The organism is Streptomyces sp. NPDC046379 (assembly GCF_055587785.1).
Genome location: NZ_JBVJFP010000009.1, coordinates 214439 through 240361, shown reverse-complemented (window position 1 = coordinate 240361; position 25923 = coordinate 214439). Strand labels below are relative to the sequence as shown.

23 protein-coding genes and 1 pseudogene are annotated in these 25923 nt (G+C 73.0%); 5 read left to right on the top strand and 19 right to left on the bottom strand.

Features of this window, described 5'->3' with window-relative positions:
* Positions 1 to 44: 44 nt before the first annotated feature.
* From cobT to ACZ6KF_RS18105, 6 genes are all read right to left on the bottom strand, one after another.
* Complete coding sequence (gene cobT / locus ACZ6KF_RS18130; protein ID WP_469239200.1) at positions 45 to 3668, bottom strand: nicotinate-nucleotide--dimethylbenzimidazole phosphoribosyltransferase; 3624 nt, start codon at positions 3666 to 3668, stop codon at positions 45 to 47.
* Between the two features lie 346 nt (positions 3669 to 4014).
* Positions 4015 to 5223: a precorrin-6y C5,15-methyltransferase (decarboxylating) subunit CbiE gene (gene cbiE / locus ACZ6KF_RS18125; RefSeq protein ID WP_469159145.1), complete on the bottom strand. Its 1209-nt coding sequence runs from the start codon at positions 5221 to 5223 to the stop codon at positions 4015 to 4017.
* A 115-nt stretch (positions 5224 to 5338) separates the two neighbouring features.
* On the bottom strand, positions 5339 to 5977 hold the full coding sequence (locus tag ACZ6KF_RS18120; RefSeq protein WP_356627061.1) for a GNAT family N-acetyltransferase: 639 nt from the start codon (positions 5975 to 5977) through the stop codon (positions 5339 to 5341).
* 160 nt (positions 5978 to 6137) lie between these two features.
* Positions 6138 to 6965, bottom strand: a complete 828-nt coding sequence (locus ACZ6KF_RS18115; protein WP_356627060.1) for a MetQ/NlpA family ABC transporter substrate-binding protein — start codon at positions 6963 to 6965, stop codon at positions 6138 to 6140.
* Positions 6966 to 7034: 69 nt separating this feature from the next.
* Positions 7035 to 7772, bottom strand: a complete 738-nt coding sequence (locus tag ACZ6KF_RS18110) for a methionine ABC transporter permease (RefSeq protein WP_356627059.1) — start codon at positions 7770 to 7772, stop codon at positions 7035 to 7037.
* Positions 7769 to 8824: a methionine ABC transporter ATP-binding protein gene (locus ACZ6KF_RS18105; RefSeq protein WP_469159143.1), complete on the bottom strand. Its 1056-nt coding sequence runs from the start codon at positions 8822 to 8824 to the stop codon at positions 7769 to 7771. Before ACZ6KF_RS18105 ends, ACZ6KF_RS18110 begins: the two co-directional genes overlap by 4 nt.
* Positions 8825 to 9417: 593 nt before the next feature.
* Here ACZ6KF_RS18105 and ACZ6KF_RS18100 point away from each other — a divergent pair.
* Both ACZ6KF_RS18100 and ACZ6KF_RS18095 read left to right on the top strand, forming a co-directional pair.
* The gene (locus ACZ6KF_RS18100; protein ID WP_356627057.1) at positions 9418 to 9777 is read left to right on the top strand and encodes a hypothetical protein; all 360 of its coding nucleotides are present in this window, start codon (positions 9418 to 9420) and stop codon (positions 9775 to 9777) included.
* Entirely contained in the window at positions 9758 to 10195 is a 438-nt protein-coding gene (locus tag ACZ6KF_RS18095) for a hypothetical protein (protein ID WP_469159142.1), read from the top strand. The genes ACZ6KF_RS18100 and ACZ6KF_RS18095 overlap by 20 nt, the downstream gene beginning before the upstream one ends.
* Before the next feature lie 30 nt (positions 10196 to 10225).
* On the opposite strand, the gene ACZ6KF_RS18090 is transcribed toward ACZ6KF_RS18095, so the two are convergent.
* The 3 genes from ACZ6KF_RS18090 to ACZ6KF_RS18080 all read right to left on the bottom strand — a co-directional run bounded on the left by ACZ6KF_RS18090 (position 10226) and on the right by ACZ6KF_RS18080 (position 12523).
* Entirely contained in the window at positions 10226 to 10723 is a 498-nt protein-coding gene (locus tag ACZ6KF_RS18090; RefSeq protein ID WP_356627055.1) for a GNAT family N-acetyltransferase, read from the bottom strand.
* Positions 10724 to 10767: 44 nt separating this feature from the next.
* Complete coding sequence (locus tag ACZ6KF_RS18085; RefSeq protein ID WP_469159141.1) at positions 10768 to 11274, bottom strand: sigma-70 family RNA polymerase sigma factor; 507 nt, start codon at positions 11272 to 11274, stop codon at positions 10768 to 10770.
* A gap of 73 nt (positions 11275 to 11347) precedes the next feature.
* A complete protein-coding gene (locus tag ACZ6KF_RS18080) occupies positions 11348 to 12523 on the bottom strand; it encodes a glycerophosphodiester phosphodiesterase (RefSeq protein ID WP_469239198.1) in 1176 nt (391 codons plus the stop codon).
* 380 nt (positions 12524 to 12903) lie between these two features.
* On the opposite strand from ACZ6KF_RS18080, the gene ACZ6KF_RS18075 reads away from it, so the two are divergent.
* The gene (locus tag ACZ6KF_RS18075) at positions 12904 to 13575 is read left to right on the top strand and encodes a lysophospholipid acyltransferase family protein (protein WP_356627052.1); all 672 of its coding nucleotides are present in this window, start codon (positions 12904 to 12906) and stop codon (positions 13573 to 13575) included.
* Between the two features lie 44 nt (positions 13576 to 13619).
* Here the strand turns inward: ACZ6KF_RS18075 and ACZ6KF_RS18070 are convergent, their stop codons facing one another.
* From ACZ6KF_RS18070 to ACZ6KF_RS18050, 5 genes are all read right to left on the bottom strand, one after another.
* Complete coding sequence (locus tag ACZ6KF_RS18070; RefSeq protein WP_469239196.1) at positions 13620 to 15173, bottom strand: MFS transporter; 1554 nt, start codon at positions 15171 to 15173, stop codon at positions 13620 to 13622.
* Positions 15170 to 15721 (bottom strand): TetR/AcrR family transcriptional regulator, encoded by a 552-nt coding sequence (locus ACZ6KF_RS18065; RefSeq protein ID WP_356627049.1) that lies wholly within the window; start codon positions 15719 to 15721, stop codon positions 15170 to 15172. The genes ACZ6KF_RS18070 and ACZ6KF_RS18065 overlap by 4 nt, the downstream gene beginning before the upstream one ends.
* Before the next feature lie 83 nt (positions 15722 to 15804).
* A complete protein-coding gene (locus ACZ6KF_RS18060; protein ID WP_356627048.1) occupies positions 15805 to 16776 on the bottom strand; it encodes an aldo/keto reductase in 972 nt (323 codons plus the stop codon).
* A gap of 326 nt (positions 16777 to 17102) precedes the next feature.
* The gene (gene argH, locus ACZ6KF_RS18055; protein WP_356627047.1) at positions 17103 to 18530 is read right to left on the bottom strand and encodes an argininosuccinate lyase; all 1428 of its coding nucleotides are present in this window, start codon (positions 18528 to 18530) and stop codon (positions 17103 to 17105) included.
* A 100-nt stretch (positions 18531 to 18630) separates the two neighbouring features.
* Complete coding sequence (locus tag ACZ6KF_RS18050) at positions 18631 to 19824, bottom strand: argininosuccinate synthase (RefSeq protein WP_469239194.1); 1194 nt, start codon at positions 19822 to 19824, stop codon at positions 18631 to 18633.
* Between the two features lie 127 nt (positions 19825 to 19951).
* Here ACZ6KF_RS18050 and ACZ6KF_RS18045 point away from each other — a divergent pair, with 127 nt between their 5' ends.
* Entirely contained in the window at positions 19952 to 20575 is a 624-nt protein-coding gene (locus ACZ6KF_RS18045) for a pyridoxamine 5'-phosphate oxidase family protein (RefSeq protein WP_469239192.1), read from the top strand.
* Positions 20576 to 20747: 172 nt separating this feature from the next.
* Positions 20748 to 21059: pseudogene (locus ACZ6KF_RS18040) on the top strand (integrase core domain-containing protein); the annotation flags it as partial.
* Here ACZ6KF_RS18040 and ACZ6KF_RS18035 read toward each other — a convergent pair.
* The 5 genes from ACZ6KF_RS18035 to argC are packed head-to-tail and all read right to left on the bottom strand — an operon-like array spanning position 21056 to position 25886.
* Positions 21056 to 21601: an arginine repressor gene (locus tag ACZ6KF_RS18035; protein ID WP_469159138.1), complete on the bottom strand. Its 546-nt coding sequence runs from the start codon at positions 21599 to 21601 to the stop codon at positions 21056 to 21058. The pseudogene ACZ6KF_RS18040 and the gene ACZ6KF_RS18035 overlap by 4 nt on opposite strands.
* A gap of 7 nt (positions 21602 to 21608) precedes the next feature.
* The gene (locus tag ACZ6KF_RS18030) at positions 21609 to 22808 is read right to left on the bottom strand and encodes an acetylornithine transaminase (RefSeq protein ID WP_469159137.1); all 1200 of its coding nucleotides are present in this window, start codon (positions 22806 to 22808) and stop codon (positions 21609 to 21611) included.
* Entirely contained in the window at positions 22805 to 23713 is a 909-nt protein-coding gene (gene argB, locus ACZ6KF_RS18025) for an acetylglutamate kinase (RefSeq protein ID WP_356627042.1), read from the bottom strand. The genes ACZ6KF_RS18030 and argB overlap by 4 nt, the downstream gene beginning before the upstream one ends.
* The gene (gene argJ, locus ACZ6KF_RS18020; RefSeq protein ID WP_469159136.1) at positions 23710 to 24861 is read right to left on the bottom strand and encodes a bifunctional glutamate N-acetyltransferase/amino-acid acetyltransferase ArgJ; all 1152 of its coding nucleotides are present in this window, start codon (positions 24859 to 24861) and stop codon (positions 23710 to 23712) included. Before argJ ends, argB begins: the two co-directional genes overlap by 4 nt.
* Complete coding sequence (gene argC / locus ACZ6KF_RS18015) at positions 24858 to 25886, bottom strand: N-acetyl-gamma-glutamyl-phosphate reductase (protein ID WP_356627040.1); 1029 nt, start codon at positions 25884 to 25886, stop codon at positions 24858 to 24860. Before argC ends, argJ begins: the two co-directional genes overlap by 4 nt.
* Between the last annotated feature and the right edge of the window lie 37 nt (positions 25887 to 25923).

Below are 25923 nucleotides of genomic sequence, written 5' to 3'. Positions count from 1 at the left end.
GGTGGCCGGCGACGACGGCGCAGCCGCCCGCCCCGGCCCCGGTGCTACTTCTCGGTGACGCCCGCGGAGTCGAACGTCGCCACCTCGTGCATCGCGCGTGCCGTGCTCTGCACCAGCGGCAGGGCGAGCAGCGCGCCGGTGCCCTCGCCGAGGCGCAGGTCGAGGTCGACCAGCGGGCGCAGGCCCAGCTTGTTCAGCGCCGCCACATGGCCGGGCTCGGCGCTGCGGTGGCCCGCGATGCAGGCGGCGAGGACCTCGGGCGCGATGGCGCGGGCGACCAGGGCGGCGGCGCCGGCGCTGACGCCGTCGAGGATCACCGGCGTGCGCAGGGAGGCGCCGCCGAGGAGGAGGCCGACCATGGCGGCGTGCTCCAGGCCGCCGACCGCGGCGAGCACGCCGATGGGGTCGGCCGGGTCGGGCCGGTGCAGTTCGAGGGCGCGGCGCACGACCTCGGTCTTGCGGGCCAGCGTCTCGTCGTTGATGCCGGTGCCCCGGCCCGTGACCTCGGCCGGGTCGGCGCCGGTGAACACCGAGATCAGGGCCGCGGAGGCGGTGGTGTTGGCGATGCCCATCTCGCCGGTGAGCAGCGCCTTGTTCCCGGCCGCCACCAGGTCGCGGGCGGTCTCGATGCCGACCTCGATGGCTTGCTTGGCCTCCTCGCGGCTCATCGCGGGGCCGGTGGTCATGTCGGAGGTGCCGGGGCGGACCTTGCGGGGCAGCAGGCCCGGGGTGGAGGGGAGGTCGCCCGCCACGCCGACGTCGACGATGCACACCTCGGCGCCGACCTGGTTCGCGAAGGCGTTGCAGACGGCTCCCCCGCCGAGGAAGTTGGCCACCATCTGGGCGGTGACCTCCTGCGGCCAGGGGGTGACGCCCTGGGCGTGCACGCCGTGGTCGCCGGCGAAGATCGCGACGGCCGCGGGCTCCGGGATGGGCGGCGGGCACTGACGGGACAGCCCGGACAGCTGGGCGGAGATGATCTCCAGCATGCCGAGCGCGCCGGCCGGCTTGGTCATCCGCTTCTGCCGCTCCCATGCCTCGCCGAGCGCCTTGGCGTCCAGCGGGCGGATCTGGGCGACGGTCTCGCCGAGCAGGTCGTGCGGCTCCTCGCCGGGCAGGGCGCGGCGGCCGTACGTCTCCTCGTGCACGACCCAGGACAGCGGGCGGCGCTTGGACCAGCCCGCCTGCATCAGCTCGGGCTCCTCCGGGAACTCGTCGACGTACCCGACGCACAGGTAGGCGACGACCTCCAGGTGTTCGGGCAGGCCGAGGGCTCGAACCATCTCGCGCTCGTCGAAGAAGCTGACCCAACCGACGCCGAGGCCCTCGGCGCGGGCGGCGAGCCAGAGGTTCTCCACGGCGAGCGCGGAGGAGTACGGGGCCATCTGCGGCTGGGTGTGCCGGCCGAGGGTGTGCCGGCCTCCGCGGGTGGGGTCGGCGGTGACCACGATGTTGACCGGGGTGTCGAGGATGGCCTCGATCTTCAGTGCCTTGAACTGCTTCGCCCGGCCCTTGGGCAGCGACTGGGCGTAGGCGTCGCGCTGGCGCATGGCCAGTTCGTGCATGGCCCGGCGGGTCTCGGCGGAGCGGATGACGACGAAGTCCCAGGGCTGCGAGTGGCCCACGGACGGGGCGGTGTGCGCGGCCTCCAGGACGCGGAGCAGCACCTCGTGCGGGATGGGGTCACTGCGGAAGCCGTTGCGGATGTCGCGGCGCTCGCGCATGACCTTCAGCACGGCCTCGCGCTCGGCGTCGTCGTAGCCGGGCGCGGCCGGGCCGGTGGCCTGCCGGGGCGGCTTCGCCGCGGCCGGGTCGTCCTCCTGGCCCGCAGTCGTGGCGGCGACGAGGGCGGCGGGGGCGGCGGCCTGGTCGACCGCCTGGTCCACGGGCTGTTCGAGGGCCTGGGCGGCCAGGGGTTCCGTCTGCTGGACGGGGGCGGGCTCGGGGTCGGCCTCTCGGGGCGCCGGGACCGTGGGGACGGCTTCGGGGGCCGTCGGCTCCGGCTGCTCCTGCGTGGGCAGGACGATGGGGTGGGGCGGGGTGGGCGCCAGGTGCGGGGTGGTCGGCACGGTGCCGTCGACGGGGACGAACTCGCCCAGGGGCTGGTCCGGCTGCGGCTCCAGGGGCAGGGCCGGCTGGTCCGCGGGGGGCGCGGGCTGCGGCTCGGGCGCGGGGGCCTCGGCGACGACGGGGGCCGGCTCGGCCTCGACCGGGACGGAAGGGTCGGCGTGGGGCGGCGCCGGCGCAGCCGTCGCGTCCTGTGCCTCGGGGGTTGCGGGCGCGGGCTGCTCCGCCTCGGCCGGGGCGACGACGGCGCCCTCGGGCACGGCGGTGTCGGCGGGCTGCCGCACCGGCTCCTGCACGGCGGCCATCCCGACGGGCTCGGCCTGCGAGGGCGCGGGCGCGGGCACGTCGGTGGCGTGCTGCGGCTCGGGGGCGGGGACCACGACCGGCTCGACGGGCTCGGCGACGGCCGCCTCGACGGACTCGACGGGCTCGACGGGCTCGACGACGGCTGCCTCGGCGGGCTGCGTCTGCTCGGGTACCGGCCCCTGCTCGGGGACGACTGCCTGCTCGGGGAGGACCGCCTGCTCGGGGACGACTGGCTGCGCGGGGACGACTGGCTGCGCGGGGAGAACCCCCTGCTGCAGGGCCTCCGAAGGCCCCGCCTGCGGTACCTGCGCGCCCTCGGGCCCGCCCGCGACCGGAGCCTCCGGGACCGGGACGACGGCCTCGGCCGCCTGCTCCGCACCCGGCACATCGGAAGCGTCCGGCGTGTCCGGAGCCTCCCCTGCCTGCGCGGGCGCGGCCTCCGCGGCCACCCCGGCGTCGGCGGCCTCGCCGCCCGGCACCGCGTCCGCCACCGGAGCCGCCTGCGCCACCGGCACGGCGTCCGTCGCCGGACCCCCATCGGCCGCCGGCGCCGCGTCCGCCCCGTGAGCAGCGTCCGCCTGCGCCGGACCCTGCGGCGACTCCCCGGCGCCCGCCGAAGTCTCCGCGGGCGGCACCGCGCCGGCCTCGGTCGTGAGGCGGGCCAGTGCGGCCTGGGCCGGGTCCACGGGCCGGGCCTGCGCCGGGTCAACCGGCTCGGTCTGCGGGCGGCCCTGCGCCTGCTGCGGAGCAACCGTTTCCGCAGGAGTCGCCCCGGCGGCCACCGGGCCCTGGGCGCTCCACGGCACGGCGCCCTGCGGGACCGTCTCGTGCAGCCGGGGCCCGTCGAGGTACTCGGGGCCGGACGGCGCGGGCTGCCGTACCGGCGCGCCGGCGGGGCCGCGGTCGGCGAGGGAGCGGACCGGGCTCGCGGAGGCGTCCGGAATGGGCGGGCCGAGGTGCAGCGGGCGGCGCGGCGTCGGCGTGGCGGTGGTCGGCGGGGCCTGCGCGTACGTGGGACCCGGCAGGCGTACGCCGCTGAGGTCGACCGAGCCGCTGTCGCGGCCGGACGTCTCGTGGGCGCCCGGCTCGTGGACGGCTTCGACGACCGGCTCGGGCGCCGGCGGGGCCACTTCGTTGCCCCAGGCGCCCTGGGCGCCCGGCAGCAGCAGGTCTTCGTCCTCGGCGGGTGTCTCGGAGAGGTAGGTGTACGCGCCGTGCGCGGGGACGCCCGGCTGCTCCACCATGCCTGCGTTCTCCGGCAGCCCCTCGCCCGGGACCTGGCCGGTGTCGGTCATGCGTACCCCTCGCCCATCGGTTGATGCTTCTACGACCAGCTCACCCGGAACGGCGCACCGACCGCCCCACAGTGAAGAACGAGCGTGCGTGCCCAGCGGCACGAACGACCGCCCGGAAAAGGCGACAAAGCCATTCGGTGGCATTGTCCCGGTCGTTCCCCCGTCACGTCAGCTCGATCCGCGACTGGCCGCTGTGGACTGCGCCACGTTGCGCGCCCTCCGGTTGCGCCGTACCGCACACCGTCCGAACCGGGCAGGGATGCAGGGACATTGAACGACGAACTGCCCGGTGTCCGAGTGCGGTACAACGATCGGCCAGCCTACCGCGCGCGGTACGACAACCCGATCACTGGGACGCCGCGCTGAGCAGGAACGCGACGCTGCGCTCCGTCTCCGTCCAGGCGCGCGTGTCGAGTTCGACGGACTGGAGCAGCGCGCAGGTCACGTCGTAGCCGTGCTCGTTGAGGGTCCGGCCGATGTGTTCGGCGGCGTCGCGGGTGCCTGCGTGGGCGACGATCCGCTGGGGGCGGCGGTCGGCGACCGCGGAGACCACGGCCTCTCCCCCGCCGCCGACGCGGACGACGTCCGGTTCGGGGAGGTTCTCCAGGGCGTGCGGGGCGGTGCCGTGGACGACCTGGAGCTGGACGCCGAGACGGCGGGCGGTGGCCGCGGTGCGGGCGCAGGCGGCCGGGTCGCGGTCGACGGCGATGACGGCGGCGCCGGCCCGGGCGGCCTCCACGGCGAAGGCGCCGCTGCCGCAGCCGATGTCCCACACGAGGTCGCCGACGCGCGGTCCGAGCCGGGCGAGCTGGGCCGCGCGCAGCGGCTCGCGTTCGCCCTCGCCCTGCTCCCCCTCGTACGTGGCGGCGGGCAGGGTCCAGCCGCGCGGCCCCGCACCCGGGTCGCGTCCGGCGATCCAGCCGCCTCCCTCGGGGGGTCCGGGCGGGCCGGACGGGCCGCCGATGACGATGACGACGTTGGGGTCGCGCCAGGTGTGGTCGGCGGCCTTGTCGGAGGTGACGACGGTGACCTGTTCGTGGTCGGTGCCGACTTCCTCGCAGATGACGAAGGTGCGGTGGACCCCATCGAGGAGGAGGCCGAGTTCGGCGGGGCCGGCGCCGGGCGAGGTGAGGACGGCGACCTTGGTGTGGGCGCGGCACACATTCACCGCGCGTCGCAGGGTGCGGCTGTGGGCGACGACCACTTGGGCGTCGTCCCAGGGCATTCCGGCGCGGGCGAAGGCGGCGGCGACGGAGGAAACGGCGGGGACGACCTCCACCTCGAGGCCGAACTCGGGTGCGCGCAGGGTGCGGACGACGCCGAAGAAGCCGGGGTCGCCGTCGGCGAGGACCACGGCCGTGCCGCGGTGGGCGGCGATGCGGCGGGCGGCGAGGGCGACGCTGCCGAGGCGGACGCGTTCGGCGGCGGGCGGGATCTCGGGGAGCGCGAGGTGGTGGGCGGCGCCGGCGACCAGGGTGGCGGCGCCGAGGGCGGCGCGTGCCGCAGTGGTCAGCGGAGAGCCGTCCCAGCCGATCACCGTGACCCGGTCGGCCATCGTCGTCAGTCTCCTGGGGGATTGCGCAGCTCGTGTGGGGCTGCCCGCGGTCGGGCGGGCTTGGTGAGACTACCCGGTGCGGCCGGGGTGTGCCGGGGCGGTGCCGCCCCTGGCATCAGTTCCAGTCGGCGTAGGAGGTGAAACCGCCGGCGTCGGCCAGTCGCTCGCCCGCGCCCTCGATGTCCTCGGGCAGCAGGCTCCAGACGATGTAGTCGGTGCGCGCCTCGCTCCAGGCGCCCTGGTCGGTGCGGGTGCGCGCTATGCAGGCGCCGCGCAGGACGCCCTCGCTGATGCAGCCGATCTTCTGGGCGACCTGCTGGGCGGCGGTGTTGTCGGCGGCGGTGCGCAGCTCGATGCGTTCGAACTTCTGGTCGCCGAGCAGCCATTGGGCGATGGCCAGCGCGGCCTCGGAGGCGTAGCCCTCGCCGCGCGCCCAGGGGGCCACGATGTACGACAGCTCGGTGGAGCGGACGTGCCAGTCGGTGTGGCGCAGCCGGACGACGCCGACGAGGCGCTGGGTGAGGAACTCGGTCACGGCGAGGTCGAAGCCGCGGCCGGAGGTGCGCTCGGCGGGGGCCTGCTCGGTGATCCAGGCGCGGGCGGTGTCCTCGGTGCAGGGGTGGGGGACGTCGGTCCAGGCGACGACCTGTTCGTCGTTCATCATCTCGGCGAGGGCGGGGACGTCGTCCTCGTCGAGGGGACGCAGCACCAACCGCTCCGTGCTGATGGAGATGTTGGGGAAGGTGCTCGTCATGACGTCGCTCCGTAACCTTCGAAAACCTTCGGACCGTCAGGTCTGCTGAACTGCCCAGCATGCAGCATGAAGGCGCGGGACCGCACCACGGGGTCGGCTCCGGGATCGGGGCGCGGGTCCGTGGTGCGGTCCGGGTGTCGCGGGGACGGCGGGGCGGTGATCAGAAGGAGGGGATCACGGAGCCGTCGTAGTTCTCCTCGATGAACTTCCTGACCTCGTCGGAGGTGAGCAGCTCCGCGAGCTTCCTCACGCGCGGGTCGTCCTCGTTGCCCTCCTTGACGACGAGGAGGTTGACGTTCGGGTTGTTCTCCGGGGACTCCAGGACGAGGGCGTCCTCGGCGGGCTTGAGGTCGGCCTCCAGGGCGTAGTTGCCGTTGATCACCGCGGCGTCGACGTCGGCGAGGGAGCGCGGGGTCTGGGCCGCCTCCAGCTCCTTGAACTTGAGGTTCTTGGGGTTCTCGGTGATGTCGGCGACGGTGGCGGAGGTGCCGACGCCGTCCTTGAGGGTGATCAGGCCGTTGGCGGCGAGCAGCTGCAGGGCGCGCGCCTCGGTGACGGTGTCGTTGGGGACGGCGATGGTGGCGCCGTTCTTCAGGCCGTCGGCCTTGTCGGTCTTCTCGGAGTACAGGCCGAGCGGTTCCAGGTGGACGGAGGCGACGGACACCAGGTGGGTGCCGTTCTTCTTGTTGAAGTCCTCGAGGTAGGGCTCGGTCTGGAAGTAGTTGGCGCCCACCGAGCCGTCCTCGGTCGCCGTGTTCGGCGTGACGTAGTCGGTGAACTCCTTGACCTCGAGGTCGAGGCCCGCCTTCTCGGCGAGGTGGTCCTTGACGTAGGTGAGGACCTCGGCGTGCGGGACGGGGGTGGCGGCGACGACCAGGGGGGCGGAGGCGTCGGAGGCGGCGTCCTCGTCCGAGCCGCAGGCGGTGAGCCCGAGGGTGAGGGCTCCGGCGGCGAGGACGGCGGTGGTGATCTTGGCGGTGTTACGCACGAAAAGTGCCTTTCCTTGTGGGTGGTGCGACCCCGTCGTGGGTGGACGGGGAGTTCTGGGGGCGGCGGGTCAGGAGACCTTGGCGACGTCCGCCGCGGCCGGCTCCTCCGCCTTGAGCAGGCGCAGGCGCGGGGCGGGTCCGGAGCGGGCGCCACGGCGGTGCAGGGAGCGGGCGGCGTAGTCGCCGGCGAACTGGATCACCGAGATGGCGACGGCGAGCAGCGCCACGGTGATCCACATCAGGCCGGTCTCGAAGCGCTGGTAGCCGTAGCGGACGGCGAGGTCGCCGAGGCCGCCGCCGCCGACGGTGCCGGCCATGGCGGAGTAGCCGATGAGGGCGATGACCGTGGTCGTGGTGGAGGCGATCAGCGAGGGCAGCGCCTCGGGGACCAGGACCTTGCGGACGATGGTCCAGGTGCTGCCGCCCATCGCCTGGACGGCCTCGACCAGCCCGTGGTCCACCTCGCGCACGGCCGTCTCGACCAGCCGGGCGAAGAACGGGATGCCGCCGATGGCCAGCGGCACGACGGCCGCCTCGCTGCCGATGGTGGTGCCGGTGATCCAGCGGGTGAAGCTCATCAGCGCGACCATCAGGATGATGAACGGCATCGACCGCCCGATGTTCACGACCTGGCCGATGACCTTGTTCAGCACGGTGTTCTGCAGCAGGCCGCCCCGGTCCGTGAGGACCAGCAGGATGCCGATGGGCAGTCCGAGGACCACGGCGATGGCGGTGGACCAGCCGACCATGATCAGCGTCTCGGTACACGCCTGCGCCAGCAGGGGCTGCATCTGTGACCAGGTCACCGGGCGCCTTCCTTCAGCAGTGCGGACGGGGTGCCGTCCGTGGTGTTCACGACGTCGATCTGCAGGCCCTGCTCGCGCAGAAAGCCGATGGGCACGACGTTGTCCTCGTAGCGGCCGGGCAGTTCGATGCGCATCCGGCCGATCTGGAGGCCGCCGACGGTGTCGATGGCGGCGCCCAGGATCGATATGTCGATGTTGTAGGTGCGGGCCAGCTGGGAGACGACCGGCTGGGTGGCGCTCTCGCCGTGGAAAGTGACGTCCAGGACGGTGCGGTCGTCGGCGGATGCCTCGCCGCCGACGGGGAAGAGGGCGGCGGCGAGCCGGGAGCCCGGGGTGGCGAGCAGTTCGCCGACCGTGCCGGACTCGACGATGCGGCCGCGCTCCATCAGGGCGGCGGAGTCGCAGACGCTCTTGACGACGTCCATCTCGTGCGTGATGAGCAGGACGGTGAGGCCCAGCCGGCGGTTGAGGTCGCGCAGCAGCGTCAGGATCGAGCGGGTGGTCTCGGGGTCGAGCGCGCTGGTGGCCTCGTCGGAGAGCAGCACCTTGGGGTCGCCGGCGAGGGCGCGGGCGATGCCGACGCGCTGCTTCTGACCGCCGGAGAGCTGGGCGGGGTAGGCCTTGGCCTTGTCGGCGAGACCGACGAGGTCGAGGAGTTCGAGCGCCTTGCGGGAGCGCTCCTTGCCCGACATCCCGAGGATTTCCAGCGGGAGTTCGACGTTGTCCTGGACGGTCCGGGTGGACAGCAGGTTGAAGTGCTGGAAGACCATGCCGATGCGGCTGCGGGCCCGGCGCAGTTCCTTGCCCGCGCGCGGTCCGCGTCCGGCGAGCGCGGTGAGGTCCTGTCCGTCGACGGTGACCGTGCCCGAGGTGGGGCGCTCCAGGAGGTTGACGCAGCGGATGAGCGAGGACTTGCCGGCGCCGGACTGTCCGATGACGCCGTACACCTCGCCTTCGCGGACGTGCAGGTCGACGCCGTCGAGGGCGACGACCTCACGGCCGCGTGAGCCGTCGGCCCGATAGATCTTCGTCAAGCCCGATGTGGTGATCACTGGGGATTTCCGTCACTGTCGAGTGCGCGGGCGTGGGTGTGCCCGGGCACGGGTGCATTCGGTCGGAAACGCGGCACGGCTCTCGCGGTGGCGATGGGCCGGAGTGAGAACTGGTGCGCGCTGCGGGTTCCCGTCACGCCGTCCTGGTGGTGGGGGCGGCTCGCTCGCACACGGCTGGGGGCCGGTGGACGTGCCACGGCGTCTCGCTTCGGGGCGCGAGGTGCGGGGTGGTGCGGGGGCCCTCTAGCAGGCGCACATTCGACACAGACAACGAGCACCGGGCGTCGGGGTCGCCTCGGTCGCAGGGATGCGGCAGCTCGTGGTGGTCATGCGATCAGTAAACCAGACGAACGGCGCCGGTCCGCCATCCACAGTCCGAATAGCGGACACGCGTGGACGGGTCCCGCCGCCACCCGCCGATCCGTACGGCCCCGGCTCCGACCAGCGCGAAAGGGCACGCGGGCCGGTCCTCGGGGCCCCGCCGGAGGACCGCGGGCCGGGCGGGCTGTGGCCAACGCCACGGCGACCGGGGCAGCGGGCGGCGGACGGGGGTCGGCCACGTCGGGCCGCCCGTCCCGTAATAGGGTCGCGGCATGTTTGATGCCCTCACGCTGGTGACCGGTGTCGCCGCGCTGCTGCTGGCCGCATGGTGCGGCTGGGCCGCCCATCGGGACCAGCCGACGAAGGACTGGCACTTCATCGGGATGGCCGTGGTGTCGGTGCTGGCGCTGGTGCAGCTGGTGACCGGCATCGTGCTGGTGGCGCGGGGCGAGGAGCCGGCGCAGGGCACGACGATCTTCGTGTCGTATCTGCTGGGGGCGTTCGCCTGTGTTCCGGCGGCGGGGTTCATGTCGCTGGCCGAGCGCACGAAGTGGGGCTCGGTGACGGTCGCGGCCGGCGGTGTGGTGCTCGCGGTGCTGGAGGTGCGGCTCTATGACATCTGGGGAGGCTGAGGTGGCCGCGACGCAGGACGGGCCGGGCCGGACGCGGCTGGTCCGGGGGCCGGGCGTGCTGCTGGTGTGGCTGTACGGCGTGATGGTCGTCGGCGCGGTGTCGCGGTCCGCATACCAGATCGCGACCGAGTTCGACCGGGCGCCGCTCGCGTACACGCTCTCGGCGCTGGCCGGGCTGGTCTACGGCTTCATCACGTACTCGCTGGTGCGCGGCGGGGAGACCGCCCGCAAGGCGGCCCTGGTGTGCTGCGGCGCCGAACTCGCGGGGGTCCTGGTCGTCGGGGCCTGGACGATGGCCGACCCCTCGGCCTTTCCCGACGCGACCGTGTGGTCCGAGTTCGGGATGGGCTACCTGTTCATCCCGGTGCTGCTGCCGCTGACCGCCCTGTACTGGCTGCGGAAGGCGCCCCGCGGCTGAGACGGCCGGGGGCGCCCGCGCTCGGGCCGCTCAGGCCGTCCGGGCGTAGGCCTCGGCGGCCTTCTCCAGGACGATCATGGGTACGCCGTCCGTGCCCTGGGAGGTGCCCACCATCCGGTAGCCCGCCTTGCGGTACAGACGGAGGTTGCCCTCGCTGCGGTGGCCGGTGTGCAGCCGGAACCGCGTGACGCCGCGCTGCTCGGCGAGGGCCAGCTCGGCGGCCTGCAGGAGGCGGGCGCCGATGCCGTGGCCCTGGAGGCGGGGGTGCACGCACAGGCGGCCGATGTCGGCGGCGCCGTCCTCGGCGACCTCGCCGCGCACCGAGCCGACCACCTCGTCGCCGAGCCGGGCCACGAACACGCAGTCCTCGGCGACCTGGCGGCGCACGGAGTCGAGGGTCTGGACCAGGGGGTCGATGCGGTAGTTGCCGTACAGCGCGGCCTCGCTCTGGAAGCACAGGTACTGCAGCTTGAAGATCTGCTCGGCGTCCTGCTCGGCCGCCTCGGAGATGACCACGCTCATGCCCATGTGTGCACGCCTCCCGCTCACCTGTTGCTTGTTGTCCCCCACTCCTATCCCCGCGCTCTCCGCGTCGCAACCTCCGCCGTGAGCAATCGACGCAGACATCCCAGACATCGGGAGCGTTCCGGCCCAAGACTGCCCTGTGAGATACCCAACTCCGCCGCGATCTCCCGGTATGTGGGGTCCTCCGGTGCGAGCAGGGCCTCCAGCAGGGCGGGGCAGCGGCCGGGCAGGCGGCGCACCGCGTCGCGCAGGGCGCGGCGGCGGGCGGCGGCGAGGGCCTGGTGTTCGGGGGTGCGGTCGCCGCTGTCGCAGGGCTCACGACCGTACGGCCGTTCGATCCGCGTGGTACGGCGGGTGCGGCGGGCCTCCGCGCGGACGGCGCGCCGCAGCCAGCGCGCCGGGTCGCGCGGCGCCGCACCGGCGGCGAGCAGTTCCAGCAGGCGGAGCCAGACCGCCTGTTCCAGGTCGGCCGGCTCGGCCCCGGCGGCGGGCGCCTCGGCCGAGGCCTCGGCGGCGAGGAGCGGCCGCAGGGCGGCGAGCAGCTCGTGCGTCATGTGCGACACGACGCGGCCGCCCGGGCAGGGGTTGCCCGGGCGGCCGGTGTTACGTCGAACGAGGCGCGCAGGCTCAGCCGTTGACGAACGCCTCGCGGGCGAGCAGGCCGGTGTCGGGGTGGTCGGTGAAGACGCCGTCGATGCCGGTGGCGAAGTACGCCTTGTAGGCGCCGAACACGTCGCCGTAGGCGTCGGCCTCGGCGCCCTTGCGGAAGTCGGCGGGCAGGAAGGGGTTCTCGTTGCGCAGGGTCCAGGGGTGCAGGACCAGGCCGACCTTGTGCGCGTCGGCGACGAGGGTGGTGGGCCTGGTCAGCCTGCCGTTCGCGTCCTTGGGGATGACCAGGTCGAGGGTCGGGCCGATGCCCTGCGCGTAGGAGGCGATCTCGCGCAGGCCGGCCGGCTTGACCAGGTCGGCGACGGTGCGCGGGTCACCGGTCTCGACGAAGTCCCAGGGGCGGGTGGAGGCGCCGGAGAGCAGCACCACGAGCGGGTTGTCGACCAGCTTGTTGAGGCGCTGGATGCTGGTGGGCTCGAAGGACTGCAGAATGACCGGCGAGTTCCACTTGTTGCGGCCGTACTTGCGCAGCAGCTTGGCGACCCGCTCCTCCAGGCCGAGGCCGAGCTTGCGGAAGTAGGTGGGGTGCTTCAGCTCGGGGTAGATCCAGACCTGCTTGCCGCGCTTGCGGGTCTGCTCCTCCTGCCACTGGAGGACCTCTTCGAAGGTGGGGATCTCCCACACGCCGTTGTAGAGGGTGTTGTTCGGGCGGTTGGCCGGGATGCGCTCGGTGGCGCCCAGGGTCTTCAGCTCGGCGAGGGTGAAGTCCTCGGTGAACCAGCCGGTGACGGGGACGCCGTCGAGGACCTTGGTGGTCTTGCGGCTCGCGAACTCGGGGTGGTCGGCGACGTCGGTGGTGCCGCCGATCTCCGGTTCGTGGCGGCAGACGATGTGGCCGTCCTTGGTGGGCACCAGGTCGCCGGCCTCGACGATGTCGGCGCCCATGTCGAGGGCGAGCTGGTAGGCGCCGAGGGTGTGCTCGGGGCGGTAGCCGCTGGCGCCGCGGTGGCCGATGATCGTCGGCACGGGCAGGCCCTTCACACCGCGGCCGGGGTCGCGCCCGTCGGCCCTGGCGGTGCCGGACAGGCCGAGAACGGCTCCGCCCGCGCCGAGCACGGCCGCCCCGAGGAGCGCCCGCCGCCCGGTGCCGGGCGCCTTCTCCTGCGCCTGCTCGTTGGACTCCTGCGTTCCCATCTGCGGCCTCCCTGCCGTGACGTCGTCCCGTGTGGTGCGCGCCGATGGTAGGGGGGTGGACGTGACGCCAGGGAGGCCTCGGTTCGAACGCGTGGGTGACGACGGATGTCGTGTCAGGGGCGCATTCGAGCCAAGCGCGACGCGGCGGTCCGCGCGGGAGCATGGCGGCGGGCGGGCAGGGTAACCGGAGCGTGCACGACAGTTCCCGCAGGGCGTGGCGGCCGGGTCACGGACGGGCGCCGGAGCCGCACCGCAGGTCGGCGTGCGTCAACACCGCGTAAGACCTCGGTGAAACCGGTGTCCCCGATGTGCGCAACTCCAGGGCCGCGAGTATCGTCCTCACCTGCACAGACTCATACTGCTTCCCACCGGAGGGCCCGTTGTCCCGCTTCGCGCTCATCAAGGCAGTGCTCGGACCGATCATGCGCCTGATGTTCCGCCCCCGGGTGGAGGGCGCGGAGCGCATTCCCGGCGACGGGCCGGTGATTCTGGCCGGTAATCATCTCACCTTCATCGACTCGATGATCCTGCCGCTGGTCTGCGACCGCCAGGTGTTCTTCATCGGCAAGGACGAGTACGTGACCGGCAAGGGCCTCAAGGGCCGGCTGATGGCGTGGTTCTTCACGGGCGTCGGCATGATCCCGGTGGACCGGGACGGCGGCAAGGGCGGGGTCGCGGCGCTGATGACCGGCCGGCGCATCCTGGAGGAGGGCCGGGTCTTCGGCATCTACCCCGAGGGCACCCGCTCCCCCGACGGCCGCCTGTACCGCGGCCGCACGGGCATCGCCCGGCTGACCCTGATGACGGGGGCGCCGGTGGTGCCGTTCGCGATGATCGGCACGGACAAGATCCAGCCGGGCGGCGCGGGGATGCCCCGGCCGAGCCGGGTCACGGTCCGCTTCGGCGAGCCGCTGGAGTTCTCCCGCTACGAGGGCATGGACCGTGACCGCTATGTGCTGCGCGCGGTGACCGACTCGGTGATGACCGAGGTCATGCGGCTGTCGGGGCAGGAGTACGTCGACATGTACGCCACGAAGGCGAAGGCGGCTTAGCCGAGGGACGGGCGGGCCGGCGACCGACCGGGTCGCCGGCCCGTTCAGCTCTGGGGATGCTGCTTCGCCCCCCGCGCGGCCCCGCTCTCCAGCCGCGTCCCCTTCAGCAGGACCCACGCCACCGCCGCCGCCGTCAGCAGGACCACCGCCCCCGTCGTCGCCGCCAGGGTGAGGCCGTCGATGAAGGACCGGCGAGCCGCGTCGAGCAGCGCCTCGGATGCGGGGGCGGGCAGGGTCGCGGCCGTCTCCACCGCGCCGGCCAGTGACTCGCGGGCCGCGTCCGGGACGCCGGCCGGGCCGGTGAAGTCCCGGTAGACGCCCGTCACGATGGAGCCGAGGACGGCGATGCCCAGGGCCGCGCCGAGTTCGTACGCCGTCTCGGACACCGCGGACGCCGCGCCCGCCTGCTCCTTGGGCACCGACCCGAGGATCACGTCGGCGGTCACGGTGAACGAGAACCCCGCGCCGACCCCCACCACCAGCAAAGCGCCCCCGAGCAGCGGGTACCCCGTGGACTGGCCGAGGAAGGCCAGCGAGGCCAGCGCCAGACCCACCGCGGCGAGTCCGCCGGCCACCACCGCCCGCACCGAGAACCGCCGGGCCGCCGCACCCGCTACCAGACCGGCCGCCACCGCGCCGACCGCCGCGGGCAGTTCGGCCAGCCCCGCCTCGAACGGCCCCCGCCCCTGCACGAGTTGCAGGTACTGCGAGAGGAAGAACACCAGGCCCGACAGGCCCAGGATCGTCAGCAGGTCGGCCAGCACGGCCGCGCTGAAGCCCCGGTGCCGGAACAGCCGTACGTCCAGGAGCGGGGCCGGCAGGGTCAGCTGCCGGCGGACGAAGCCGTACAGCGCGGCTGCGCCCAGGGCGGCGACTCCCAGCGCGTCCGCGCCCGGGCCGTGCGCTGCGGTCTCCTTGACCGCGTAGACCACCGCGATCATCCCGGCCAGCGACAGCAGCACGCTCGGCAGGTCCCACGGTCCCGGCCGGTCGCTCTTCGACTCGGGCAGCAGCCTGGCGCCGACGACGACCAGGACGGCCATCACGGGCAGGTTGATCAGGAACACCGAACCCCACCAGAAGTGCTCCAGCAGGAAGCCCCCCACGATGGGCCCGATCGCCGTGCCCGCGGACGCCGTGGCGCCCCAGACGCCGATGGCGAGGCTGCGTTCGCGCGGGTCGTGGAAGAGGTTGCGGATCAGCGCGAGCGTGGCCGGCATCAGCGTGGCGCCCGCGACCCCGAGCAGGGCCCGGGCCACGATCAGCATCTCCGGCGAGGCGGCGTACGCGTTGAGCACGGAGACCGCGCCGAACGCCGCCGCCCCGACGAGCAGGACCCGCTTGCGGCCGACGCGGTCGCCCAGACTGCCCATGGACACGAGCAGACCGGCGATCACGAAGGAGTAGACGTCGCCGATCCACAGCAGCTGACTGCCGGACGGTTCGAGATCCTCGCCGATGTACGGGCTCGCGAGGCCGAGGACGGTCGCGTCCACGGCCACCAGCAGCACGGCGAGCACCAGCACGGACAGCGCGAGCCAGCGGCCCGGACGCCCCACCGCCTCCGTCGGGTCCGCCGGCCGCAGGGTGCTGGTCATGGTTCCTCTCTCCTGATCGCGCCGCCGAGCAGCAACTCGACGACCATGTGCGGGAAGTCCTTGGGGGCGCCCTTGCCGCTCTGCACCATCCAGACGCCGGAGGCCAGCAGGCCGAACAGCGCCTCGGTGAGCCAGGCGGGGGTCAGGTCGATGCGGAACGCGCCGCTCAGCTGTCCGCGCCGGAACAGCGCGGAGACCCGGTCGTCGAGCCGGCTCCAGCCCGGGTGCTGTTCCTCGCCCTCGAACAGCTGGTTCTCCGTGTAGAGGAAGGCGAGCAGGCCGGCGGCGGGCTCGACGGCGGCCACCAGGCGCCGTACGGCGTCGGCCGCGGGGCCCTCGTCGAGGCGGGCCGCGTCCAGGGCGGCCTCGCACTCGGCGATGCCGAGCGACTCCAGGGCCCGTACGAGGGCGTCCCGCCCGGCGAACTGGCGGTGCAGCGTGGCCCGGCTGATCCCGGCGGCCCTGGCGACCTCGTCCATGGTCGCGGTGGATTTGCGGGTCAGCAGGGCCGCGGCACTGCGCAGCACATGGTCACGGTCGACAGCCATGACACGACTCTAGCCCATGTGAGACATACATGTCTCACCGCGGGCGTGAACGTCTCGTGCGCCGGGGGTTGCGAAGGCGTTGTTCAGTGCCAGCGCAGCCGGGCGCGCCGTTCCCAGTACGTCTCCGGCTCCTCGGCCAGCCGCGCCAGGCGGGTCAGCCGGTCCTCGTCGAGGTCCACCACCGCGGCGTGGAGGTTGGAGGCGAGCTGTTCGACGGTCGCGGCTCCGGAGAGGACGACCCCGGCCCACGGCTGCCGCAGGATCAGGGCCAGGGCGACCGCGTCGCACCCCAGGTCCGTCTCCTGCGCCACGGCCCGCAGGACGCCCGGGGCGTGCGGCCCGGCGAGGCGGCCGTTGGCCATCCCCTCCTTGACGATCACCGTCAGCCCCGCGTCGTGCGCCTCGGCGAGGGCGGGCGCGGCCGAGGTCTCCAGGGCGTTGTAGGTGGACTGGACGGTACGGAAGAGGGGCTCGCCGCCGACTGTCACGGCGAGCGCGGCACGGATGGCGTCGGCCTGGCGGGGGCCGCTGGTGGAGAAGCCGACGCCGACGCCCCGCGCGGCGGCGTCGGCCAGCCTGGCGTGGAGTTCCCGGTCGGTCAGGGCCGGGCTGTCCGGGGTCACCGAGTGGATCTGGTAGAGGTCGAGCCGGTCGCCGAGCAGGGCGTCGGTCTCGGCGCGCTGGCGCTCGTAGGTGGCGAGGCCGTGGTCCTTGACCTCGTGCCGCTCGGCGTCCGTGGACCAGTCGGCCGTGTAGGTGTAGCCCCATTTGCTGCCGATGACGACGTCGTCCACGTCCGGACGGGCCTCCAACCAGCCGGCGAGGAACTCCTCGGAGCGGCCGTAGGAGCGGGCCGCGTCGAAGTAGCGGACGCCCTGCGCGTAGGCGGCGTCGAGGAGCTGGTGCGTGCGGACGCGCAGGGCCTCGACACTGCGGTCGGCTCCGAGGTCGGCGTCGCGGCCGAGGTTGATGTAGCCGGGGCGGCCGACCGCGGCGAGGCCCAGGCCGATGTGGCAGGTCGGCGTCGTCGCGGCGGCGAGACGGGCGAAGGGCATCGCGGGCTCCGTTCGGTCGGCTCCGTTCGGTCGGCTCCGTTCGGTCCGCTCCCGTGGGGCCTGCGACCAACCTAACCCGCGATGCCGGCGGCTACTTCCCGGGGCCTGCGGGTCGTGGCCGGCCACGACCCGGCCCGGGGCCGGTGCCCCGTCCCGGCGGCGGGCGGCCACCCACCCCGCCGGGGACCGGTCACATGCCGGTCGCGACCGGCCCCGTGCGGCCCGCCACCGGTCACAACCGGCCCGCGACCGGCCACGTCCCGGTCATGCCCGGCAGCCTCCCGGCCATGACCGGTGCCGCCCCGGCCATGCCCGGCCACGTCCTCCTACTTCTTGGCGTCCGCCCACGCGTGCTGCGCCGCCACGTCCGCCTTGACCTCGGCGAGCTGGACGGCGACCGCGCTGGGCGCCGTGCCGCCGCGGCCGTCGCGGGAGGCCAGGGCACCCGGGACGTTGAGCACGCCGCGCACCTCGGGGGTGAGGTGGGCGGAGATCTTCGCGAACTGCTCGTCCGTCAGCTCGTCCAGCTCCTTGCCCTCGGCCTCCGCCGTCTTGACGCACTCGCCGGCGACCTCGTGCGCGACCCGGAACGGCACGCCCTGCCTGACCAGCCACTCGGCGATGTCGGTGGCGAGCGAGAAGCCGGCCGGGGCCAGCTCCTCCATGCGCTCGCGGTGCACGGTGAGGGTGGCCATCATGCCGGTGAAGGCCGGCAGCAGGACCTCCAGCTGGTCGATGGAGTCGAAGACGGGCTCCTTGTCCTCCTGGAGGTCGCGGTTGTACGCGAGCGGGAGGGCCTTGAGGGTCGCCATCAGGCCGGTGAGGTTGCCGATCAGCCGGCCGGACTTGCCGCGCGCCAGCTCCGCGATGTCCGGGTTCTTCTTCTGCGGCATGATCGAGGAGCCGGTGGAGAAGGCGTCGTGCAGGGTGACGAAGGAGAACTCCTTCGTGTTCCAGATGATGATCTCCTCGGCGATCCGCGAGACGTTGACGCCGATCATCGCGGTGATGAAGGCGAACTCCGCGACGAAGTCGCGGGAGGCGGTGCCGTCGATGGAGTTGGCGGAGCTGCCGTGCTCGAAGCCGAGGTCCTTCGCCACCGCCTCCGGGTCGAGGCCGAGGGAGGACCCGGCCAGTGCGCCGGAGCCGTACGGCGAGACGGCGGTGCGCTCGTCCCACTGGCGCAGCCGCTCGGCGTCCCGCGACAGCGCCTGGACGTGCGCGAGGACATGGTGGGCGAACAGGACCGGCTGGGCGTGCTGGAGGTGGGTGCGGCCGGGCATCGCGACGTCGGGGTGGGCCTCGGCGAGGCCGATCAGGGCGTCCTGGAGGTCGGCGATCAGTCCGCCGATGACGCGGGCGTGGTCGCGCAGGTACATCCGGAAGAGGGTGGCGACCTGGTCGTTGCGGGACCGGCCGGCGCGGAGCTTGCCGCCGAGGTCGGGGCCGAGCCGCTCCAGCAGCCCGCGCTCCAGGGCGGTGTGGACGTCCTCGTCGGCGATGGTGCCGACGAAGGAGCCGTCGGCGACGTCCGCCTCCAGCCGGTCGAGCCCGTCGATCATCCGGGTCAGCTCGTCCTGCGTGAGCAGTCCCGCCCGGTGCAGCACGCGCGCGTGGGCGCGGGAGCCGGCGATGTCGTAGGGCGCGAGCCGCCAGTCGAAGTGGACGGACGCGGACAGCTTCGCCAGGGCCTCGGCGGGACCGTCGGCGAAGCGGCCGCCCCAGAGCCGTACGTCACCGCTGCTGCTGCTCACTTGGATGCTCCTCGAAGATGACGATGTGCGACCGCCTCCCCGCTGACGGTGAGCGGAGAGGCGGCTGTCAGGTTAGTGCGTTGCGAGGTGGTTCCGGCCGTTACGCCAGGTCCCGCCGGGCGGCGATCTTCGACGACAGGCTGTAGATGTCGATGAAGCCCTTGGCCGCGGCCTGGTCGAAGGTGTCGCCGGTGTCGTAGGTGGCGAGGTTGAAGTCGTACAGGGACGACTCCGAGCGCCGGCCGGTGACGACCGCGCGGCCGCCGTGCAGGGTCATCCGGACGTCGCCGGAGACGTGCTGGTTGGCCTCGTTGATGAAGCCGTCCAGGGCGCGCTTGAGCGGGGAGAACCACTGGCCGTCGTAGACCAGTTCGCCCCAGCGCTGCTCGACCTGCCGCTTGTAGCGGGCGAGTTCGCGCTCGACCGTGACGTTCTCCAGCTCCTGGTGGGCGGTGATCAGGGCGATCGCGCCCGGCGCCTCGTAGACCTCGCGGGACTTGATGCCGACCAGACGGTCCTCGACCATGTCGATCCGGCCGATGCCCTGGGCGCCGGCGCGCTCGTTGAGCTGCTGGATGGCCTGGAGGACGGTGACGGGCTTGCCGTCGACGGCGAACGGCACGCCCTCCTTGAAGGTGATGATCACCTCGTCGGCCTCGCGCGGGACGGCCGGGTTGGAGGTGTACTCGTAGATGTCCTCGATCGGCGCGTTCCAGATGTCCTCCAGGAAGCCCGTCTCGACGGCGCGTCCGAAGACGTTCTGGTCGATGGAGTACGGGGACTTCTTGGTGGTGGCGATCGGGAGCTGCTTCTCCTCGCAGAACGCGATCGCCTTGTCGCGGGTCATCGCGTAGTCGCGGACCGGGGCGATGCACTTGAGGTCGGGGGCGAGGGCGACGATGCCGGCTTCGAAGCGGACCTGGTCGTTGCCCTTGCCGGTGCAGCCGTGGGCGACGGTGTCGGCGCCGTGCTTCTTGGCGGCGGCGACGAGGTGCTTGACGATCGTGGGCCGCGAGAGGGCGGAGACCAGCGGGTAGCGGTCCATGTAGAGGGCGTTGGCCTTGATCGCCGGGAGGCAGTACTCCTCGGCGAACTCGTCCTTGGCGTCCGCGACCTCGGCCTCGACGGCACCGCAGGCGAGCGCGCGCTTGCGGATGACGTCCAGGTCCTCGCCGCCCTGGCCGACGTCGACCGCAACGGCGATGACCTCGGCGCCCGTCTCCTCGGCGATCCAGCCGATGGCGACGGAGGTGTCCAGACCGCCCGAGTAGGCGAGTACGACGCGCTCGGTCACGGGATTCTCCTCACAGTGCATTCGCTGACATGCATGAGTATGCAGGAGGCTGCATGGTTCGTCAATCTCCGGCGGACACCGGGAAACTTCTTAGCTAGGCGAACGAACTTCGGGGATAATCACGCCCATGGGAAAAACACATGAACGCATCGACGGCCGCCTCCGTACGTTCATCGAGAAGCAGCCGCTCTTCTTCACCGCCACCGCCCCGCTCGCCGCCAACGGCACGGTCAACCTCTCCCCCAAGGGGGTCAAGGGCTCCTTCGCGGTGCTCGACGACCTGACCGTCGCCTACCTCGACTTCGCCGGCTCCAACGCCGAGACCGTCGCCCACCTGCGCGAGAACGGGCGGATCACCCTGATGTGGTGCGCCTTCCAGGGGCCGCCCGACATCGTCCGGGTGCACGGCCGGGGCGAGCCCGTGTTCCGCGACGACCCGCGCTTCACGGAGCTGCTCGCCCACTTCCCCGACGTCGATCCGACCCCGCACGGGCTGCGCGCGATCGTCGTCGTGCGGGCCGAGCTGATCCGCGACACCTGCGGGTTCGCGGTGCCCTTCATGTCGTACGAGGCGGAACGCCCACTGCACCGGCAGCGGTTCGAGCGCGAGGACGACGCCTCGCTGGACGCGTACTTCGCCGGCAAGGAGCACATCGCCACGAGCCTGGACGGGCTCCCGGGCCTGCCCCTGCCGCTGCCGCCCACCCCCGGACGGACCGCCGGCACTGGCGGCACGCAGCCCGCGCACTAGCGTCGGAGGCAGGCCCCCTCGCCCGGCGGGCCCCGCCGCCTGCGTCCTCGCGTCCGCCTGCCCCGTCGGCCTCACCCCCGCCGACGGCGTCCCGCTGCCCCACCGCATGGCCGACACCGGCGGCGGACGGCAGCTGATCACCGCCGTCGCGCCCCGGCTCGGCATCGGCCGTATCGAGCGGGTCCTGACCGACAACGCCTGGCCCTACCGCAAAGGCTTCGCCTGGCAGCAGGCGCTCGCCGACCTCGGCGCGGCCGGCAAGCTCACCCGCGCCTACCGGCCGCAGACCAACGGCGAAGTCGAACGCTTCAACCGCACCCTGCTCGACGAACGGGCCTGCCTCAAGCCCTACATGAGCAACGACGAGCGGACCGCGGCCCTGGCAGACTTTCTGCACACCTACAACCACCACCGCTGCCACACCGCACTCGGCGGCCAGCCACCGATCAGCCGTGTGAACAACGCTTCGGGTCAATACACCTAGTGCCCGTTCTGCGCCAGCCGCAGGAGATGGTCCGCCAGCGCCTGACCGCCCGTCGGGTGCCTGCTGATCAGCAGCAGCGTGTCGTCCCCGGCGATCGTGCCCAGGATGTCGTGCAGTTCGGCCTGGTCGATGGCCGAGGCCAGGAACTGGGCCGCCCCCGGAGGGGTCCGCAGGACCACCAGGTTCGCGGACGCCTCCGCCGAGATGAGCAGCTCCTGCGAGAGCCGCCGCATCCGCTCCTCCTTGGCGGACTCCCCGAGCGGGGCCCGCGGCGTGCGGAAGCCCCCCTCGCTCGGCACCGCGTAGATGAGGTCGCCGTCGGTGTTGCGGATCTTGACCGCGTTCAGCTCGTCGAGGTCCCGGGAGAGCGTCGCCTGGGTGACGGTCAGCCCGTCGTCGGCGAGCAGCTTCGCCAGCTGGCTCTGCGAGCGCACCGGCTGCCGGTTGAGGATGTCCACGATCCGGCGGTGGCGTGCGGTGCGGGTCTGCGGCACCGCCGGCCCGGCCGCGTCCGCGGGCCCGTGTCCCTGCGCCTGACTCATCGTCGTCTCATTCTCCGGATCGTCCGTCCCCGTGCACCGCGTCGAGGACGCCGGGCAGCGCCCGGAGGAACGACTCCGCCTCGTCGTCGCCGAGGTTCAGCGGCGGCATGAGCCGTACGACATCGGGAGCGGGCGCGTTCACCAGGAAACCGGCGTCCTGAGCCGCCTGTTGCACCTGGGGCGCGAGCGGCTCGGTGAGCACGATACCCAGGAGGAGCCCCGCGCCCCGGACGTGACGGACCAGCGGGTGTCCCAGGGACTCGATTCCGTCCCGCAACGTCCCGCTCTGCCGCTTGACGTTCTCCAGCAACCCGTCGTTCGCGATGGTGTCGACGACGGCGAGGCCGGCGGCGCAGGCGACGGGGTTGCCGCCGAAGGTGGTGCCGTGGTGGCCGGGCTTGAGCAGGTCGGCCGCGCGGCCGAAGGCGACCGTCGCGCCGAGCGGCAGTCCGCCGCCGAGCTGCTTGGCGAGCGTGACGACGTCGGGGAGCACGCCGTCGTGGGCCTGGTACTCGAACCAGTGGCCGGTGCGGCCGATGCCGGTCTGCACCTCGTCCAGCACCAGCAGCGCGCCGGTGGCCGCGGTGATGGCGCGGGCCGCCTTGAGATAACCGGGCGGCGGGACGACGACGCCGTTCTCGCCCTGCACCGGCTCGATGATCACCAGGGCGGTCTCGTCGGTGACCGCGGCGGCCAGGGCCTGCGCGTCGCCGTAGGGGACGTGCGTGACGTCGCCGGGCAGGGGCAGGAACGGGTCCTGCTTGGCGGGCTGCCCGGTGAGCGCGAGGGCGCCCATGGTCCGGCCGTGGAAGCCGCCGTGGGTGGCGACCATGTGGGTGCGCCCGGTCAGCCGGCCGATCTTGAAGGCGGCCTCGTTGGCCTCGGCGCCGGAGTTGCAGAAGAACACCCTGCCGTCGCGGCCGAACAGCTGGAGCAGCCGCTCGGCGAGGGCGACGGTGGGCTCGGCCATGAAGAAGTTGGAGATGTGGCCGAGGGACGAGATCTGGGAGGTGACCGCCTCGACGACGGCCGGGTGGGCGTGGCCGAGGGCGTTGGTGGCGATGCCGCCGACGAAGTCGAGGTACGCCTTGCCCTCGGCGTCCCAGACCTTCGTGCCCTCGCCGCGCACCAGGGGCAGCCGCGGGGTGCCGTAGTTGTTCATGAGCGCGCCCTGCCACCGCAGGGTCAGCTCCTGGTTGCCCGTCATGGGGCGTCCCTCTCGTGCTCGTCGGGCACGACCATGGTGCCGATGCCCTCGTCGGTGAAGATCTCCAGCAGGATCGAGTGCTGCACCCGGCCGTCGATGACGCGGGCGTTGCCGACGCCGTTGCGCACGGCGTGCAGGCAGCCCTCCATCTTCGGGACCATGCCGGAGGACAGCTCCGGCAGGAGCTTCTCCAGCTGGGAGGCGGTCAGCCGGCTGATCACCTCGTCGCTGTGGGGCCAGTCCTCGTAGAGGCCCTCGACGTCCGTGAGGACCATGAGGGTCTCGGCGCCGAGGGCCGCGGCCAGCGCCGCCGCCGCCGTGTCCGCGTTGACGTTGTAGACGTGTCCGTCGTCCTCGGAGCGGGCGATGGACGACACGACGGGGATCCTGCCGTCGGCGAGCAGCGCCTCGACGGCGCCGGTGTCGATGCGGGTGATCTCGCCGACGCGGCCGATGTCGACGAGTTCGCCGTCGATCCGGGGCTGGTGCTTGGTGGCGGTCATGGTGTGCGCGTCCTCGCCGGTGAGGCCGACGGCGAGCGGCCCGTGCTGGTTGAGCAGCCCGACCAGCTCGCGCTGCACCTGCCCGGCGAGCACCATCCGTACGACGTCCATGGCGTCCTCGGTGGTGACGCGCAGGCCGGCCTTGAACTCGCTGACGATGCCGTGCCGGTCGAGGGCGGCGCTGATCTGCGGGCCGCCGCCGTGGACGACGACGGGCTTGAGGCCGGCGTGCCGCAGGAAGACGACGTCCTGGGCGAAGGCGGCCTTCAGCTCGTCGTCGATCATGGCGTTGCCGCCGAACTTGATGACGACGGTCTTGCCGTGGTGGCGGGTCAGCCAGGGCAGGGCCTCGATGAGGATCCGGGCCTTGGGCAGGGCGGTGTGCTTCCTGGTCCGGCTCATGAGCTGTACGCGCTGTTCTCGTGGACGTAGTCGGCGGTGAGGTCGTTGGTCCAGATGACGGCGGTCTCCTCGCCGGCGGCGAGGTCGGCGACGATGTGCACCTCGCGGTAGCGCATGTCGACGTTCTCGCGGTCCTCGCCGACGCCGCCGTTCTTGCACACCCAGACGCCGTTGATGGCGACGTTGAGCCGGTCGGGCTCGAAGGCGGCGCGGGTGGTGCCGATGGCGGACAGGACCCGGCCCCAGTTGGGGTCCTCGCCGTGGATGGCGCACTTGAGGAGGTTGTTGCGGGCGATGGAGCGGCCCACCTCGACGGCGTCGTCCTCGGTCGCGGCGTTGATCACCTCGACCTTGATGTCCTTGCTCGCGCCCTCGGCGTCCCGGATCAGCTGCTGGCCGAGGTCGTCGCAGACGGTCCGCACGGCCTCGGCGAACTCGGCGTACTCGGGGCTGATCCCGGAGGCGCCGGAGGCGAGCAGGAGCACCGTGTCGTTGGTGGACATGCAGCCGTCGGAGTCGACGCGGTCGAAGGTGACCCGGGTGGCGGCGCGCAGGGCCTCGTCCAGGGTCGCGCTGTCGAGGTCGGCGTCGGTGGTGAGGACGACCAGCATGGTGGCGAGGCCCGGCGCGAGCATCCCGGCGCCCTTGGCCATGCCGCCGACGGTCCAGCCGTCCCTGGTCGCCACGGACGTCTTGTGGACGGTGTCGGTGGTCTTGATGGCGATGGCGGCCTTCTCGCCGCCGTGCTCGGACAGCTGGGCCGCGGCCGTCTCGACGCCGGGCAGCAGCTTGTCCATGGGGAGCAGCACGCCGATGAGGCCGGTGGAGCAGACGGCGACCTCGCCGGCGCCGATGCCGAGGACGTCGGCGGCCTTCTCGGCGGTGGCGTGGGTGTCCTGGAAGCCCTGGGGGCCGGTGCAGGCGTTGGCGCCGCCGGAGTTGAGGACGACGGCGGTCAGCTCGCCGCTCTTGAGCACCTGCTCGGACCAGAGAACGGGCGCGGCCTTGACGCGGTTGGAGGTGAAGACTCCCGCGGCGGCGCGGCGCGGCCCGGTGTTGACCACGAGGGCCAGGTCCGGACTGCCGTTCTCCTTGATCCCGGCGGCGATGCCCGCCGCCGTGAATCCGTTGGCTGCCGTGACGCTCACGGTGCGACTCCGATCGTGGAAAGTCCCAGTTCCTCGGGGAGCCCGAGGGCGATGTTCATGCTCTGCACGGCGCCGCCGGCGGTGCCCTTGGTCAGGTTGTCGATGGCGCTGATCGCGATGATGCGGTGCACGGCGGCGTCGTACGCGACCTGCACCTGAACGGCGTTCGAACCGCAGACGGACGCGGTGGCGGGCCACTGCCCCTCGGGGAGCAGATGGACGAAGGGCTCGTCGGCGAAGGCCTTCTCGTAGGCGGCGCGCACCTGCTCGGCGGTGACGCCGTCCCGGGCCGGGGCGCTGCAGGTGGCGAGGATGCCGCGGGGCATCGGTGCGAGGGTCGGGGTGAAGGAGACGGCGACCCGCTCGCCGGCCGCCGCGCTGAGGTTCTGGATCATCTCGGGGGTGTGCCGGTGGCCGCCGCCGACGCCGTACGGCGACATGGAGCCCATGACCTCGCTGCCGAGCAGGTGCGGCTTGGGCGCCTTGCCCGCGCCGGACGTGCCGGACGCGGCGACGATCACGGCCTCGGGCGCGGCCAGCCCCGCCGCGTAGGCCGGGAACAGGGCGAGGGAGACGGCCGTCGGGTAGCAGCCGGGGACCGCGACGCGCTTGGACCCCTCCAGCGCGGCACGGGCGCCCGGCAGCTCGGGCAGGCCGTAGGGCCAGGTCCCGGCGTGCGGGGAGCCGTAGAACGCCTCCCAGTCGGCGGCGTCCCTCAGCCGGAAGTCGGCGCCCATGTCGACCACGAGGACGTCGGGCCCGAGCTGCGCGGCGACGGCGGCGGACTGCCCGTGGGGCAGGGCGAGGAAGACCACGTCGTGCCCGGCGAGCGCCTCGGCCGTGGTCTCCTGGAGGACCCGGTGGGCCAGCGGCAGCAGATGCGGCTGCAGCGCACCGAGCCGCTGCCCGGCGTTGGAGTGGCCGGTCAGGGCGCCGATCTCGATCCCGGGGTGGGCCAGGAGCAGCCGGAGCAGCTCTCCGCCCGCATACCCGCTCGCCCCGGCCACCGCCGCACGTACCGTCATGGAAACCCTCCTCCTGGACGGCATGACTATACGTGGA